Source organism: Aeromonas sp. CD (assembly GCF_033349375.1).
GTDB classification, from domain to species: Bacteria; Pseudomonadota; Gammaproteobacteria; order Enterobacterales; family Aeromonadaceae; genus Aeromonas; species Aeromonas hydrophila.
Genome location: NZ_CP137631.1, coordinates 366,082 through 381,287 on the forward strand (window position 1 = coordinate 366,082; position 15,206 = coordinate 381,287).

Here is a 15,206-nt window from a genome sequence, read left to right on the forward strand (position 1 = left end):
GTGCTTAATCGAAACCGTTATGACTCTTTAATTGGCCCCCTCGGGGCCAATTATCTTCGGTTGGCATGAAGCCGACTGTCTCACCACAGGATGCTGGTGGCTTTTTGGGGAACGTTCGCCGTTCACCCGATTCCTCATATCGAGGTCATGGGCAACCGCCGACGCAGAACGGTGGTTTGTCCGGCATTCGCCCGTGGAACGGGCGAGCTGAATCAATCAAAAAGGATGAACAACATGAAAGGATTATCCCTGGCGTGTGCCCTGTCGGCTGTCCTGGCCGGCGTCTCGTTCGGTGGCCCGGTGCAGGCGCAGGAGCGCTTCGTGACCATAGGCACCGGCGGTCAGACCGGTGTCTACTACGTGGCGGGCCAGTCCATCTGCCGCTTCCTCAATCGCGGCGCCGCCGATCACCAGATCAAGTGCAACGCCCCGGCCAGCGGTGGCGGGGTGGCCAACGTCAACGGCATCCGCAGCGGTGAATTCAACTTCGGCATCATGCAGTCCGACCATCAGTACAAGGCGATGAAGGGGCTGCCGCCGTTCCAGGCCGAGGGGGCCATGGACGACATGCGCGCCGTCTTCTCCCTGCAGAGCGAGGTGTTCACCATCCTGGCCCGCAAGGACGCCAAGATCGCCGGTTTTGACGATCTCAAGGGCAAGCGGGTCAACATCGGCAACCCGGGCTCCGGCCAGCGCGATACCTTTGAAGAGATCATGGCGGTGAAGGGCTGGAAGAAGGGCGACTTCGGTCTGGTCTCCGAGCTCAAGCCGGCCGAGCAGGCCTCGGCATTGGGCGACAACAACATCGACGCCATGAGCTACTTCGTCGGCCACCCCAACGGCGCCATCCAGGAAGCCTCCACCACCACCGACGCCGTGCTGGTCCCGGTGACCGGCGCCGACATCGACAAGCTGCTGGCAGAGAAGAGCTACTACAGCAAGGCCGAGATCCCGGGCGGCATCTACAAGGGCAGCGACCAGCCGACCCCGTCCATCGGCGGCAAGGCAGTGCTCTCCACCAGTGCCAAGGCCGATCCGGAAGTGGTCTATCAGCTGGTGAAGTCGGTGTTCGACAACCTGGATCGTTTCAAGCGCCTGCACCCGGCCTTCGCCGACCTGAAAGAGGCCGACATGATCAAGGTGGGTCTCTCCGCCCCGCTGCATGAAGGGGCTGCCCGCTACTACAAAGAGCGCGGCTGGCTCTGATAGCGGGCCCAAGGGCCGCTGTCACTCTCTTCGACACCCGCCTGCCGCAGCCCGTGGCAGCGGGTGTCGTGTCGTTGTACTCGTTGGCACAAGTTAACCCCTATGCAAGATAAACAACTCTCTACCGAGGAACTGATCGCCCAGGATGTGGGGGCGCGTCTGCCGCTCGGCATCATGGGTGGGTGCATCACCACCCTGGCGCTCGCCTGGTCGCTGTTCCAGCTCTGGATCGCCTCGCCGCTGCCCTTCATGCTGGGCTTCGGCGTGCTCAATGACACCGAGACCCGTGCCATTCACCTCACCTTTGCCCTGCTGCTGGCCTACCTGGTGTTCCCGGCCTTTCGCCGCTCACCGCGCGACCGGGTGCCGCTCGGCGATCTGGCGCTCGGGCTGGTGGCCGCCGGCGCCGCTTCCTATCTGTTCGTGATGTACGAGGCGCTGGCCCAGCGGCCGGGCAACCTCACCACTGCCGATCTGGCGACCGCCTGCATCGGCATCCCGCTGTTGCTGGAAGCAGCCCGCCGTGCGCTGGGGCCGGCCCTGGCGGTGATCGCCCTGGTATTTCTCGCCTACAGCCTGGCGGGGCCCTGGATGCCGGGCCTGCTGGCTCACCGCGGGGTGAGCTTCACCGCGCTGGCCAATCACCAGTGGATCACTACCGAGGGGGTGTTCGGCATCGCCCTCGGCGTCTCCACCAGCTTCGTGTTCCTGTTCGTGCTGTTCGGTGCCCTGCTGGAGCGGGCCGGTGCCGGCCACTACTTCATCCAGCTAGCCTTCAGCCTGCTCGGCCATCTGCGCGGTGGCCCGGCCAAGGCGGCGGTGGTGGCCTCCGGCCTGACCGGCCTCATCTCCGGCTCCTCCATCGCCAACGTGGTGACCACCGGCACCTTTACCATTCCCATGATGAAGAAGGTGGGGTTCAGCGCCGAGAAAGCGGGGGCGGTGGAAGTAGCCTCCTCGGTCAACGGCCAGATCATGCCGCCGGTGATGGGGGCTGCGGCCTTTCTGATGGTGGAGTACGTGGGCATCCCCTACGTCGAGATCATCAAGCACGCCTTCCTGCCGGCGACCATCTCCTACATAGCGCTGCTCTACATCGTCCACCTGGAGGCGCTCAAGCTCGGCATGCAGCCCATCGGCGATCATCAGCCCAAGCCCTGGCTGCGCCGGTTGACCGGCTTTGCCTTTGGCGCCGCCCTGATCAGCGGGCTGTCGATGGCGGTCTACTACGGCCTGGGCTGGCTCAAGCCGGCGCTGGGCGACCATGCCCTGCCCGGTATCGCCCTGCTGCTGGCTGCCACCTATCTGGGGCTGCTGAAGATTGCCGCCAGCAACGAGCCGCTGGCGGCGGAAGATCCGGACAAGCCGCTGACCGAGCTGCCCAACACCCGTACCGTGCTGCTCTCCGGCCTGCACTTCCTGCTGCCGGTGGTGGTACTGGTGTGGTGCCTGATGGTGGAGCGCCTCTCGCCCGGGCTGTCGGCCTTCTGGGGCACCGTCATGCTGGTGATCATACTGCTGACCCAGCGCCCGCTGCTCAACTGGCTGCGCAGCGATGGCCGGCACGATTACGGTTCCCTGCAGGACGGCTTGATCGATCTGCGAGAGGGGCTGGTGGCCGGTGCCCGCAACATGATCGGCATCGGCATCGCCACCGCCACGGCGGGGATCATCGTCGGTGCCGTCTCCCAGACCGGGGTTGGTCTGGTGCTGGCGGATCTGGTGGAGATGCTCTCCATGGGCAACCTGCTGCTGATGCTGCTGCTGACCGCCCTGCTGAGCCTCATCCTCGGCATGGGGCTGCCCACCACCGCCAACTACATAGTTGTCTCCAGCCTGCTGGCGCCGGTGGTGGTGACGCTCGGGCAGCAGAACGGGCTGATAGTGCCGCTCATCGCGGTGCATCTGTTCGTCTTCTACTTCGGCATCATGGCCGACGTGACGCCGCCGGTGGGGCTCGCCTCGTTCGCGGCGGCGGCCGTTTCCAAGGGCGATCCCATCAAGACCGGCATCACCGCCTTCTACTACAGCCTGCGCACCGCCGCGCTGCCGTTCCTGTTCATCTTCAACACCGACCTGCTGCTGATCGAGGTGGACTTTGCCCACGGGGTGCTGATCTTCATGGTGGCCACCGTTGCCATGCTGATCTTCGCCGCCGCCACCCAGGGCCATTTCCTGGTGAAGAGTCGCTGGTACGAAAGCGTGCTGTTGTTGCTGGTGGCCTTCACCCTGTTCCGCCCCGGTTTCTGGATGGACATGGTGCATGATCCCTATCGCGAGACACCGCCGGCCCAGCTGGCCCAGACCCTGGGCGAGGTGGAGGCGGAGAGCACCCTGCGGCTGCGGATCCAGGGTGAGGATGCGGTGGGCAAGCTGCGTCAGTCGACCGTGCTGCTGGCTGTGCCGGCAGGGGAGGATGGGGCAGCCCGTCTCGCCAGCCTGGGGCTCGCGCTCTATGAGCAGGATGGCAAGACCCTGATCGACAGCGTCACCTTCGGCAGCCCGGCGGCGGCAGCCGGCATGGAGTTTGACCAGGAGATCCTGGTGGTCAAAGCGCCCACCGAGCGCTGGCGCAAGGAGCTGATGTGGCTGCCCGGCTTCCTGATGTTTGCGTTGATCGTCTGGCTGCAACGGCGCCGGGTGGTGCGAGCATAACCAGGGTCAATAAAAACGGCGCCATCATGGCGCCGTTTTCATGCTCCCCGCTGGGGGGCTTATTCTTGCGGATCCTGCTCCTGCAGCAGGCTCAGGGTCTGTTGTTCCACCTGGCTCAGGCCAAGCTGCTCGCAGGCTTGCTCGACGCTGATGCCAAGGCGGCACATCATGATATCCATCACCGGGAGGGATTATTCCTGCGGATCCTGCTCCTGCAACAGGCTCAGGGTCTGTTGTTCCACCGGACTCAGGCCCAGCTGTTCGCAGGCTTGCTCGAAGCTGATGCCAAGGTGGCACATCATGATATCGATAGCGGGCAGATAGTTTTTCATTGCGTCTTCCATGGTGATCCTCCGAACCCGTCCCTTATGCCCGAACAGGGTGGGCGGGACAATTAGACTTTAGGCGTAGACTGCTCGTTTGCTGAGCGCCTCTGCCACTGGGCGGGGGAATTTGTTACTCTGTTTGTCAGCAAGAAGATGTTGCCGTATGACTGCGAGCAACACGTGAGGAGCAGGGCATGTTATTGAGTTTCTTGATCATCGTATCGGGCTGGTGGCACATTCGTGCGGCCTATGGCTCAGACTCCCGTCAGTTCTACATCAGCAAGCCGTTGACCATGCTGCTCATCATAGCGCTGGCCTTCGGCTATCAGAGCTATGACCACGACGGTTCCCACGCCTGGATCCTGCTCGGTCTCTGCCTGTCGCTGGCCGGCGACGTGCTGCTGATGTTGCCGAGCGACCGCTTCATCCAGGGGCTGGCGGCGTTTTTTGTCGCGCACCTCTGCTACATCGTCGGCTTCGCCCAGGGGCCGCTGGTGCTGAATCTGGTGGATGGCCTGCTGTTGCTGCTGGTGGCCGGCATGGTGTTCGGCCTGCTGTGGGGCAAGCTCGGGGAGATGAAGGTGCCCGTGTTCTGCTACATGCTGGTGATCATCGGCATGGCCTGGGTCGCCGCCGGCGCCTGGCACGCCTCCCTCACCGCCGGCAGTGCCGCCGCCCTGGTGGGGGCGCTGATGTTCCTGTTCTCCGACAGCATGCTGGCGCTGGACAGATTCCGCCGCCCTTTCCCCCATGCCACCGCCTGGGTGATGACCAGCTACTTCGCCGCCCAGTTTCTGATTGCCGCCTCGCTGGCGGGGTGAGGGTGTCGGAGTTACCCCCTCACCGAGGGGAGTGTGCAGACAAAAAAACGGGCCCTCAGGCCCGTTTTGCTATTCCATTTTCACCATTTTTCACGCCTCGAGCGGTTCGGCATCGGCTGCCCTGGGGGCGGGCTGCTTGAGCAGCAGCATCAGGCCGCTGGCAAGCAGCAGGAAGATGCCCATCACGAAGAACACCTGGTTGTAGGCCATGATGGCCGCCTCCCGGCTGATGGTGTTCGACAGCATGGCCTGGGCCTGCTGGCGGGCCAGCTCGGGGCCGGAGCCCTGCGCCATCATGGTCTGGGCCAGCTGCAGCAGGTAGCTCTGCCCCTCTATGCTGCTGGCGGCCAGGGTGCTGCTGATCTGGCTGACATGGATGCGGGTGTCGTTGTCGATCAGGGTGGCGATGATGGCGATGCCGAAGGCGCCACCCAGGTTGCGCAGCACGTTGAGCAGGGTCGAGGAGGAGGGGATCTCGTCGTGGGTCAGGCTGGCGGTCGCCACCAGGGAGAGCGGCACCATGATGAAGGGCTGGCCCAGCGCACGCACGATGAGCGACTGGATCAGCTGGGGCCCGGCGTAGTCGGCACTCATGTTCATGTTCATGAAGCAGCTGACGGCAAACACCAGAAAGCCGAAGCTCACCAGATAGCGCGGATCTATCTTGTGGGTCAGTCTGGGCACCAGCGGCAGCACCAGCAACTGCGGCAGCCCCATCCACATCAGCACCTCACCGATTTCCAGCGCGTTGTAGTTGTGGATCTGGGTCATGTAGAGCGGCAGTACATAGATGGAACCCATCAGCGCCATGCCGAGCACCAGATAGGCGAAGCAGGCCAGCGCGAAGCGCGGGTTGTGCAGCAGCCGCAGGTTGACCAGCGGGTGGCGCCGCAGCAGCTGGCTGATGACGAAAAATACCAGCGCCACCACCGAGATGACGGTGAGCCGCACGATGAAGCTGGAACCGAACCAGTCCTCCCGGTTGCCCTCTTCCAGCACCACTTCCAACAGGCCAAGTCCCACCGCCATGGTAAGGATGCCGATAAGATCCACCCGCTTGATCACCTCCCAGTCCACCGGCTTCTTGTCGAGCCCGTGGGCCAGCATGGCCATCACCAGCAGTCCCGGCGGCACGTTCATGTAGAAGATGTAGTGCCAGGACATCTGCTCGGTCAGCCAGCCGCCCAGGGTCGGCCCGATGGCGGGGGCGAAGGTGGCGCACAGGCCGAACAACGCCATGCCGGTGGCCCGCTTGTGCAGCGGCAGCAGGCTGACGATGAGGGAGAAGGCCATCGGGATCAGCGCCCCGCCGGTGAAGCCCTGCAGCGCCCGAAAGACGATCATGCTGGTGAGGTTCCAGCTGAATGAGCAGAGCACGGAGGCGACGATGAAGGCGCCGGTGGTCCACAGCAGGTAGCGCCGCACGCTCAACCCCCGGCTCAGCCAGCCGCTCAGCGGGATGGCGATCATCTCCGCCACCAGATAGGAGGTGGAGATCCAGGAGCTTTCGCTCAAGGTGGCCGACAGGGCCCCCTGAATGTCCTTCAGGGAGGCGTTGGTGATCTGGATGTCGAGGATGGCCATGAAGGCGCCGATGAGGCCCCCCATGACCGCGATCCAGTTGCGACGCGGGATGGGTTCCATCAGTGGGCCGCAACCACGGGATCAGGGCTGCGGGTGTCGACGATCACCTCGGTGGAGAGGCCCGGCAACAGCTTGCCCGCCAGCGGCCCCGGCTCCGGAATGCGGATCTTGACCGGCACCCGTTGCACGATCTTGGTGAAGTTGCCGGTGGCGTTCTCCGGCGGCAGCAGGGCGAACTTGGCGCCGGTGGCGGGGGCCAGGCTGTCGATGATCCCCTCGACCGGCTGATCCGGATAGGCATCCAGGATCACCTCCACCTTCTGGCCGGGCTGCATGTGGAGCAGCTGGGTCTCCTTGAAGTTGGCCTCGACCCACACCTGCTGCAGCGGCACCAGGCTGGCCACCTGCATGCCGGACTGGACGTAGAGCCCCGCCCGCAGACTGCGCTTGCCGATGATGCCGTCGGCCGGTGCCCGCAGCTCGGTATAGGCCAGCTCCAGCTTGGCCTGCTCCAGCTGGGCGGCGCTCAATGCCAGCTTGGCCTGGTTCTGCTTGGCCTCGGCATCCAGCACCAGCAGCCGCTCGCGGGCGGCCTGCAGGGCCGCTTTGGCCTCCTGCTCCTGGGCCTGGTTGACCTGCAGACCGGCCCGCACCTCGTCCAGGCTGTCCTGGGAGCTGTAGTGGCGCTGGTTGAGCTGGCTGACGCGGCGTACCTGTTGCTGGGCCCGCACCTGTTCGGCATTGGCCGAGCTGACCTTGGCTTCGGCCTGGCGAATGAGGCTCAGCTGCTGGGTGCGGGTGGCAGAGAGATTTTCCGCCGTCGCCTGATTGAGGCGCAGGTCGGCTTCGGCCTCGGCCACCTTGGTCTTGTACTCCCGGTCGTCGAGGCGGGCGATGAGCTGGCCGGCCTTCACCGGCTGGTTGTCGGTCACCAGCACTTCGCTGATGTAGCCGGACAGCTTGGAACCGATGCCGGTGACCTCGCTCTGCAGGTAGGCGTTGTCGGTGCTCTCGAAATAGCGGCCGTGCAGATACCAGTAACCGGCAAACAGCAGGCCGAGCAGGGCCAGGAGCATGGCTGCCAGCAGGGGGATCTTCTTGTGTTGACTCATGTGGGGGATTCCTGAACTTAAGAGAGGCAGGCTAACACTGGCCGACTGTTTCGATTAGTATCCATTTATGAGATATACAGTTTCACTGGTGCAACAATGGATCTGAACGCTGCATTGATTCTAGTGCGGATCGTCGACAAGGGTTCCTTCACGGCGGCTGCCCAGGAGCTGGGCATGACCAAGGCGACGGTGAGCCGGCGCATTGCCGAGCTGGAGCAGCGCCTCGGCGTACGGCTGCTCTACCGTTCGACCCGCCAGCTCACCCTCACCGAGGCCGGCGAGCAGTACTATCTGCGCTGCAGCAAGGCGGTGGACGAGCTGGCGCAGGCCGAGCTGATGGTGAGCGCCAGCCAGCAGGAGGTGACCGGCACCCTCAAGCTGGCGGTGCCCATCGAGGCAGGGCAGCTGGTGGTGGGCAGGCTGGTGGCTGAGTTTCTGCAGGCCTATCCCGGTCTGCAGGTGGAGCTGGAGCTGACCAATCGCATCGTGGATCCCATCAATGAAGGGCTGGATGCGATCGTGCGGATCGGCGACATGAGCGATTCGAACCTGGCGGCACGGCGGCTGTGGAGCAACGCCCGCCTGATCTGTGCCAGCCCGGCATACCTGGCGCGCAGCCCCGCCATCACTCATCCCGAGGATCTGGTGCATCATGAGCGGGTGGCGGTGACCAGCGGCTTTCTGGCGTCGCACTGGTGCTTCGAGCGGGATGATAGAGAGGTGCTGGTTGACCCTCCCTCCCGCTTCCGGGTTAATAATATAACCTGTGCCAGAGAGGCGGCGAAGGCCGGGCTGGGGCTCGCCTCCCTGCCCGCCATGCTCTGCCACGAGGAGCTGGCGAGCGGGACCCTGGTGTCCGTGCTGCCCGAATGGCAGCAGCCCAGGGTGCCGATTTACCTGCTGTTTCCGGAGCGGCGGCTGATGCCGCGAAAATTGCGGGTGTTCATCGACTTCATCGTGGCCAAGGGGGCCGACTACGGCATCGATACCCTGCTGTAGCCGGTCAGAGGCGGTGCCGTGGTTACGGCATCGTGAGTGGATCTGAGGGGGAAGACATGGATCACTGGATCAATCTGTATCGGGCTTCCCATTCGCTGGAGGCCCATGCCCTGAAAGGGGCGCTGGAAGTGGAGGGGGTGCCGGTGCGGCTCAATGGCGAGGCGCTGTCAGGCGCCCTGGGCGAACTGCCGGTGGATCTGCTGCAGGTGACCCTGATGGTGCGCGAACAGGATCGCAGCAAGGCGGGGCGGGTCATCGAGCGCTATCAGCAGCGCCAGGGCAACGGCTGGCTGTGTGGCCAATGTGGGGAGGAGAACGGCGCCAACTTCGATGTCTGCTGGCGCTGCCACCACGATCCCCACGAAAATTAATCGCTCGCCCTGCCTCAGCGCAGGGTGAAGTCGATGTCCTCGCCTGCGCTGGCGTCGTGATAGGTCGCCAGATCCAGCTCCCGCTCGCTGCGGGCAATCAACACGGATACCAGAATATCGCCGGAGACGTTGACCGTGGTGCGCGCCATGTCGAGGATCCGGTCGATCCCGGCGATCAGTGCCACCCCTTCCAGCGGCAGTCCCACCGCGGTCAGCGTCAGCGTCAGCAGCATCAAGCCGGTGCCCGGCGTACCCGCCGTGCCGATGCTGGCCAGGGTGGCGATGCTGATGATGGTCAGGTAATCCACCATGTGCAGATCCACCCCGAAGGCCTGGGCCACGAACAGGGCCGTTACCCCCTGATAGAGCGCGGTGCCGTCCATGTTGATGGTGGCGCCGATGGGCAGCACCTTGGCGGTGATGGCGGGAGAGACCCCGAGCCGGCGCTCGGCGCAGGCCAGGCTGATGGGCAGGGTACTGTTGCTGGAGCTGCTGGTGAAGGCCACCGCCTGGGCGTCAACGATGCTCTTGAAGTAGTGCAGCGGATTGAGGCGGGCCAGCAGGATCAGCAGGCTGCTGTAGACGCCGAGCACGTGCAGCAGGCAGCCGAGGTAGACGGCGCCGATCACCTTGAGCAGCGGCAGCAGCAGGCTCATGCCGTACTTGCCGGTCATCCAGGCCATCAGGGCGCAGACGCCGTAAGGGGCCAGTGCCATCACCATCTGGGTCAGCTTGAACATCCCCTCCGCCAGCGAGGTGAAGAACAGGATGGCGGGGCGGCCGCGCCGACCGGTGGCGTTGAGGGCGAGGGCGAGGGCCACCGCGAACACGATCACCTGCAGGATCTTGCCGTCCACCATGGCCTGCACCGGGTTGCGCGGCACCAGGTGGCTCAGCACGCTGGCCAGGGTGGGGGATTCCGCCATGCCGACCCGCTCATAGGGCCCCATGTTGGCGCCCATGCCGGGCTCCAGCAGCCAGCCCATCATCAGGCCGATACAGATGGCGACCGCGGTGGAACAGAGGTAGAGGCCGATGGCCTTGCCGGCGATCCGATCGAGGGTCTTGCCCTTGAGCAGCGAGGTGAGGCCGGCGATGACCGAACAGAAGATGAGGGGCACCATCAGCATCTGGATGGTGTTGACGAACAGCACGCCGATGGGCTTGAGCAGCAACGCCTGCTCGCTGAAACCGGCGCCGAGCCCGATCCCCGTCAGCATGCCGAGCAGGGTCTTCAACCAGAGCGGGCGGCGGGTCCAGATCCGCCAGGGCTTGAAAGCCAGTCCATGGAACAGCATGACGCCAATGTCCTTATATTCGGTCTGCGGTGGCAAAAAGGGGCGTTAGTGTAGCCATCCCCTGCTCAGGTTGCCACATTATCGACAAAGCCGCGGCCATCACCAGTACGGACGCAGGGAAATCGGCAATTTGTTGGCCTATATCAAGGTCGTCGGCAGTGGGGCAGGATTTAATAGGTATCAAATATGTCTATTCAAGAGGTTTGCAATGACTCAATCGGTACACGGTCACGAAGTGATGGAGATGATGCTGGCGCAAGGCGGTCAGTTTACCCGGGCCAGCCTCAAGCAGGCCATCGACGAGCGCTTCGGCGCCGAGGCCCGTTTTCATACCTGCAGCGCCAGCGAGATGGATGCCGAGGCGCTGATCGACTTCCTGGCCAAGCGCGGCAAGTTCATCGAATCGGAGCAGGGTTTCCAGACTCACGCCGACAAGATCTGCAACCACGGTTGATCCCCGCCGGCGAGCGCCCGCCGCGCTCGCCGAATCCCGCCGCCTTTGTTATATTTCGCCCTCTTTCCCCCTCCTTTTGTTGAAGGCTTAGCCTGGGCGTTGTATGGACACTTTCTCCGCTGCCGTCATGTTGTTTCTGATCATGGATCCGCTGGGCAACCTGCCGGTCTTCCTGTCGATCCTGCGTCATATCGATCCCAAGCGACGCCGCAAGGTGATGATGCGGGAGCTGCTGTTTTCACTGGTGATCATGATGGCCTTCCTGTTCGTCGGCCAGCAGATCCTCAATTTCCTCAACCTGCGGCAGGAGGCGGTCAGCATCGCCGGCGGCATCATCCTGTTCCTTATCGCCATCAAGATGATCTTCCCGAGTGAAGGCGGAGTGACCGGGCTGGCCGCGGGTGAGGAGCCCTTCCTGGTGCCCATGGCCATCCCCATGATTGCCGGTCCCTCGATCCTGGCGTCCTTGCTGCTGCTGGCCAACCAGGAGCCGACCCGGATGGCGGACTGGTCGCTGGCGCTGTTGATGGCCTGGGGCGCCAGCGCGGTGATCCTGATGTTCTACGAGGTATTCAACAAGCTGCTGGGTGAGCGAGGGCTCACCGCGGTGGAGCGTCTGATGGGCATGCTGCTGGTGATGATCTCGGTGCAGATGCTGCTCGACGGGGTGCATCACTACCTGGCGGTAACCGGTCAGAACTGACCGGCCGGCAGGCCAACAGAAAAGACACGGGGCTCGATGAGCCCCGTTTTTTTACCTGTGATCCGGCGTTGTGACCGTCAGGGTCTTGCGGCCCTGTGCCGGCAATCAGGCCGGTTCGGCAGCAGTGGGCTCCAGCTTGCCCATGATGAGGGTCAGCAGGGTTTCTCGCAGCCAGCGGTGGCCCGGATCCTCCTCGTGGCGCTGATGCCAGATCAGCAGGTGGGAGATGCTGTCGAGGGCGATGGGCAGCGGCAGCGGCACCAGCGGATAGACCTGGGTGGCGTGGCGGGCGTAGAGCCGGGAGAGGGTCACTATCATGTCCGAGTGCATACCCATCCGCAGCGCCGCCTCGAAGGAGGGTACGGTCGCCTCGATGCGGCGATAGAGATCCTGCTCCGCCAGTTTGTGATCCAGCATCCAGCGGTCGCGCCCCTCGCAATAGGTCTGCACGTGGGGATAGGCCAGGTAGCGGGTGAGATCCCACTCGGGTTCGTGCAGGGCGGGGTGGTCGTGCTGCACCAGGCAGGTCAGATCGTCGATGGCGAGCAGCCGCTGGCAGATAGCGTTGGGCAGGGTGTCGAGCCGAAAGTCCGAGTTGATGCAGTTCTCCCGCACCGTGAAGGCGATGTCCACCTGGCCCTGACTCATCTCGGTCAGGCTGTTCTCGGTCCACTCCTCGTAGCGCAGCCGGATGCCGGGGGCCTGTCGTTTCAGCTCGCTCAGGTAGAGCGGGGCGAACAGAGTAAAGGCGCTGTCCATGCTGGCGATGACGAACTCCCGCTCGGTGGTGGTCGGGTCAAAATCCGGCGGCTGGATCAGGTTGTCGAGCGACAGCAGGATGGGCTGCAGTTGCTGCTGCAGGCTGAGGGCGCGGGCGGTGGGTTCCAGCCCGTAGGCCGAGCGCACGAACAGGGGGTCGTCGAAGGTTTCCCGCAGTCGGCCGAGCGCCTTGCTGACGGCAGACTGGCTCAGGTGCAGCCGACGGGCCGCTCGGCTGCCGTTCCGCTCTTCCAGCAATACTTGCAGGATAATCAATAGATTGAGGTCTATGCGCCCCAACTGTTCCAGCAACATGATATGAATCCTCTTCAATTCTTAGATGAATTTATACCATTTGTTTTCATATCTAGGCGAATTTATGCTCGAAACGTCTCTCGCCTTCGATGGCGGCTGGTACAGGATGTAGTGGTTGAGGGGACAAGTAGCATCAAGCAATACGGCGACCCTGGGTCGCCGTATTTTTTGAGTGATTTATTTGCAAACTTGCACCTGTCTTGATTTTGCCCAACAATCTTTGCGCCTTCTTTTGATACAAACAATCGGTATCTATCAGTCAGGAGTATCCCTATGGGACTCGGTGGAATTCATATCTGGCATTTGTTGATCCTGCTCGTCGTCGTGGTCGTGGTGTTTGGCAGCAAACGCCTGGCCGGCGCCGGGGAAGATCTGGGCACCGCCATCAGGGATTTTCGTAAAGCCTTGCGTGACGATGAATCACAGCCGAAATAAGTGGGAGTTGAATGATGTCCGTAGAAGAGAAAGTGGAATTGAACGAGACCTGTGACAGCTGCGGCTGCTTCGCCGAAATTGGTACCATCATCGGCGAGGGTGATGATGTGATGGAATTGGTGATCGAGGCCGCTGCAGAAGCCGACGCTCGCGCCAAGCTGGCCGCCTACGAGGCGCTGGCCAAGCAGGTCACTGCCGAAGCCACAAGCAGTAGCGAACTGAGTCAGGGCGCCAACGGCGTGATCCTGAAAGCCCGCCTGCAATTCACCTGCACCGCCGAAAAACTCATTTTCGAGATGCGTGCCCGCTCTATCTGAGCCTGCTGATGACACGGCAGGCTTGCCTGCCGTGTTGACCCTTCTGCTGTGGGTCCGCGTTCTATAGTTAGTTATCCCACAGACGGTTTTGCCCGACGCGAGTCGGCCAACAGAAGGCGATCTCATCATGGTTCAGCGCTGGCTCTTCGCCATTTTCCCCACCCTTGTTCGCCACCCGTTTGACGGGATCTCGCTCGCAGCGAAGCAACCGCAGGCGCTTGCATCATGAGGCTGCGCTGGTGCTGGGGTCTGCTCGCTCTGTGTGCGCTGCCGCTGCTGGCGGCGGATCTCAAGCCGCAACAGCTGCCCCAGCCCGGGGATCTCGCCAGCATATTGCAAAAGAAAGAGCTCAGGGCCCTGGTGGTCTATGAGCGGGGTTTCTTCTTCTTCGACAAGGGGGCCCAACACGGCATCCTGGTCAACCAGCTGCAGGGGTTCGAGCGCTGGCTGAATCAGACCTACCTGGCCAAGGAGAAGATCAAGCTCAAGATCATCTACATCCCGGTGCGCCAGGACAAGCTGCTGGACTACCTTACCGAGGGGCGGGGCGATCTGGTGGCCGCCAACATGACGGTGACGCCGACCCGGCGCGAACAGGTGACCTTCTCCAACCCGGTGATTGCCCCCATCGAAGAGTGGGTGGTGAGCCAGCACAGCCTGCCGACCTTCAACCGTATCACCCAGCTCTCCGGCCGGCGGGTCTGGGTGCGGGCCAGTTCCAGTTATTACGAGAGCCTGCGCCAGCTCAACTGGCTGTTTCGCGAGCTGGGGCTGCCGCCCATCTATATCGAGACGGTGCCTGAATATCTGCAGGACGGGGATCTGCTGGAGATGGTGGCGGCCGGCATCATACCGCTCACCGTGACCGACAGCTTCAAGGGGCGGATCTGGCTCGGCATGATCAGCGGGCTGCGAGCCCACAAGCTTATCCCGCTGCGGGACAACGGCCGCAGCGCCTGGGCCCTGCGCAACAACAGTCCCGAACTGCTCAAGGCGGTCAACGACTATCTGGCCGATGCTGGCAAGCGTACCCTTTACAGCGACATGGCTCTGCGCCGTCTGCTGGCGCGCAACGACCAGATGAGCAATATACTGGCGCCGGATCCGCTGGGCAGGCTGTCGACCATCCGCAAGGTGCTGGAGCAGCAGGCCGACAAGTACCGGCTGGACTGGCTGATGCTGGCGGCGCTGGCTTACAAGGAGTCGGGGCTCAATGCCAACATCCGTTCCGAACGGGGGGCGGTGGGGATCATGCAGCTGTTGCCGAGCACCGGCGGCGAGGTGGGCATTCGCGGCGCCCGGCTTGCCAGCCTGGAGGGCAACGTGGAGGCGGCTTGCCGCTATATGCGGCTGATCCTCGACACCTATTTCAATGATCCCAAGCTGGATGTGCTCAACCGCCATCTGTTTGCGCTGGCGGCCTACAATGCCGGCCCGAACCGGGTGCAGGCGCTCAGGGCAAAGGCCGAGGCCGCCGGGCTGGATCCCAATGTCTGGTTCGGCAACGTGGAGCAGCTGGTGGCCAACGAGGTGGGTCAGGGGCCCATCAACTATGTCAGCACCATCTACAAGTACTATGTGGCCTACCGCTTCAGCCTGCCCCAGCTGGAGGGCAAGGCGGCCGCCATCGAGGCGGTGGCCCAGCCCTGACGTCCTGCTAGTGCGGTTGGGCGGGCGGGGCGAAGGGCTGCCAGGCCTGATCCTTATGCTGCAGATACCAGGGGGCCAGCTGGCCGCTTGGCGAGGGATCCGGCTCACTGGCCTGCGGTCTGTGACTGATGGCGGGGCGATCCGTGAGTTCCATGGTAAATTCCTTCATCCTGTTGCTACGAGGCCCTTAGCCAGCGTTAT

17 protein-coding genes are annotated in these 15,206 nt (G+C 63.3%); 10 read left to right on the top strand and 7 right to left on the bottom strand.

From position 1 onward, the window contains the following. Positions 1–234 precede the first annotated feature (234 nt). Both R2E40_RS01655 and R2E40_RS01660 read left to right on the top strand, forming a co-directional pair. Positions 235–1,206 (top strand): TAXI family TRAP transporter solute-binding subunit, encoded by a 972-nt coding sequence (locus R2E40_RS01655; RefSeq protein ID WP_016349123.1) that lies wholly within the window; start codon positions 235–237, stop codon positions 1,204–1,206. Between the two features lie 102 nt (positions 1,207–1,308). Then, positions 1,309–3,861 carry a TRAP transporter permease gene (locus R2E40_RS01660; RefSeq protein ID WP_318164600.1) on the top strand — a complete coding sequence of 851 codons (2,553 nt, stop codon included), beginning with the start codon at positions 1,309–1,311 and terminating at the stop codon, positions 3,859–3,861. Positions 3,862–3,920: 59 nt separating this feature from the next. Here R2E40_RS01660 and R2E40_RS01665 read toward each other — a convergent pair whose 3' ends face one another. Both R2E40_RS01665 and R2E40_RS01670 read right to left on the bottom strand, forming a co-directional pair. Continuing rightward, positions 3,921–4,043, bottom strand: coding sequence for a hypothetical protein (locus tag R2E40_RS01665; RefSeq protein ID WP_279536488.1), 123 nt, complete (start codon positions 4,041–4,043; stop codon positions 3,921–3,923). 9 nt (positions 4,044–4,052) lie between these two features. Further along, positions 4,053–4,193, bottom strand: coding sequence for a hypothetical protein (locus R2E40_RS01670; protein WP_162489544.1), 141 nt, complete (start codon positions 4,191–4,193; stop codon positions 4,053–4,055). Between the two features lie 188 nt (positions 4,194–4,381). On the opposite strand from R2E40_RS01670, the gene R2E40_RS01675 reads away from it, so the two are divergent. Continuing rightward, positions 4,382–5,008, top strand: coding sequence for a lysoplasmalogenase (locus tag R2E40_RS01675; RefSeq protein ID WP_318164601.1), 627 nt, complete (start codon positions 4,382–4,384; stop codon positions 5,006–5,008). Positions 5,009–5,098: 90 nt separating this feature from the next. Here R2E40_RS01675 and R2E40_RS01680 read toward each other — a convergent pair whose 3' ends face one another. Beyond that, on the bottom strand, positions 5,099–6,652 hold the full coding sequence (locus tag R2E40_RS01680; RefSeq protein WP_017408785.1) for a DHA2 family efflux MFS transporter permease subunit: 1,554 nt from the start codon (positions 6,650–6,652) through the stop codon (positions 5,099–5,101). Further along, positions 6,652–7,704: an HlyD family secretion protein gene (locus R2E40_RS01685; RefSeq protein WP_318164602.1), complete on the bottom strand. Its 1,053-nt coding sequence runs from the start codon at positions 7,702–7,704 to the stop codon at positions 6,652–6,654. Before R2E40_RS01685 ends, R2E40_RS01680 begins: the two co-directional genes overlap by 1 nt. A 96-nt stretch (positions 7,705–7,800) precedes the next feature. Here R2E40_RS01685 and R2E40_RS01690 point away from each other — a divergent pair, with 96 nt between their 5' ends. Then, positions 7,801–8,703 carry a LysR family transcriptional regulator gene (locus R2E40_RS01690; protein WP_024946229.1) on the top strand — a complete coding sequence of 301 codons (903 nt, stop codon included), beginning with the start codon at positions 7,801–7,803 and terminating at the stop codon, positions 8,701–8,703. Positions 8,704–8,759: 56 nt separating this feature from the next. Beyond that, positions 8,760–9,074, top strand: a complete 315-nt coding sequence (locus tag R2E40_RS01695) for a DUF2007 domain-containing protein (RefSeq protein WP_011704337.1) — start codon at positions 8,760–8,762, stop codon at positions 9,072–9,074. 14 nt (positions 9,075–9,088) lie between these two features. Here R2E40_RS01695 and R2E40_RS01700 read toward each other — a convergent pair whose 3' ends face one another. Further along, a complete protein-coding gene (locus tag R2E40_RS01700; protein ID WP_026080178.1) occupies positions 9,089–10,372 on the bottom strand; it encodes a dicarboxylate/amino acid:cation symporter in 1,284 nt (427 codons plus the stop codon). 208 nt (positions 10,373–10,580) lie between these two features. Here R2E40_RS01700 and R2E40_RS01705 point away from each other — a divergent pair, with 208 nt between their 5' ends. Both R2E40_RS01705 and R2E40_RS01710 read left to right on the top strand, forming a co-directional pair. Beyond that, a complete protein-coding gene (locus tag R2E40_RS01705) occupies positions 10,581–10,826 on the top strand; it encodes a YecH family metal-binding protein (protein ID WP_016349130.1) in 246 nt (81 codons plus the stop codon). 103 nt (positions 10,827–10,929) lie between these two features. Next, the gene (locus tag R2E40_RS01710; protein WP_010635400.1) at positions 10,930–11,529 is read left to right on the top strand and encodes a YhgN family NAAT transporter; all 600 of its coding nucleotides are present in this window, start codon (positions 10,930–10,932) and stop codon (positions 11,527–11,529) included. A gap of 105 nt (positions 11,530–11,634) precedes the next feature. Here R2E40_RS01710 and R2E40_RS01715 read toward each other — a convergent pair whose 3' ends face one another. Continuing rightward, positions 11,635–12,603 carry a LysR substrate-binding domain-containing protein gene (locus R2E40_RS01715; RefSeq protein WP_017408788.1) on the bottom strand — a complete coding sequence of 323 codons (969 nt, stop codon included), beginning with the start codon at positions 12,601–12,603 and terminating at the stop codon, positions 11,635–11,637. A 273-nt stretch (positions 12,604–12,876) separates the two neighbouring features. On the opposite strand from R2E40_RS01715, the gene tatA reads away from it, so the two are divergent. The 3 genes from tatA (at position 12,877) to R2E40_RS01730 (ending at position 15,005) form a co-directional block, all read left to right on the top strand. Further along, on the top strand, positions 12,877–13,038 hold the full coding sequence (gene tatA / locus R2E40_RS01720) for a twin-arginine translocase TatA/TatE family subunit (protein WP_005308036.1): 162 nt from the start codon (positions 12,877–12,879) through the stop codon (positions 13,036–13,038). 14 nt (positions 13,039–13,052) lie between these two features. After that, positions 13,053–13,355, top strand: coding sequence for a YfcZ/YiiS family protein (locus tag R2E40_RS01725; RefSeq protein WP_011704341.1), 303 nt, complete (start codon positions 13,053–13,055; stop codon positions 13,353–13,355). A 225-nt stretch (positions 13,356–13,580) separates the two neighbouring features. Beyond that, positions 13,581–15,005: a lytic transglycosylase F gene (locus R2E40_RS01730; protein ID WP_318164603.1), complete on the top strand. Its 1,425-nt coding sequence runs from the start codon at positions 13,581–13,583 to the stop codon at positions 15,003–15,005. Between the two features lie 7 nt (positions 15,006–15,012). On the opposite strand, the gene R2E40_RS01735 is transcribed toward R2E40_RS01730, so the two are convergent. Further along, positions 15,013–15,159, bottom strand: a complete 147-nt coding sequence (locus tag R2E40_RS01735) for a hypothetical protein (RefSeq protein ID WP_168755950.1) — start codon at positions 15,157–15,159, stop codon at positions 15,013–15,015. Positions 15,160–15,206 lie beyond the last annotated feature (47 nt).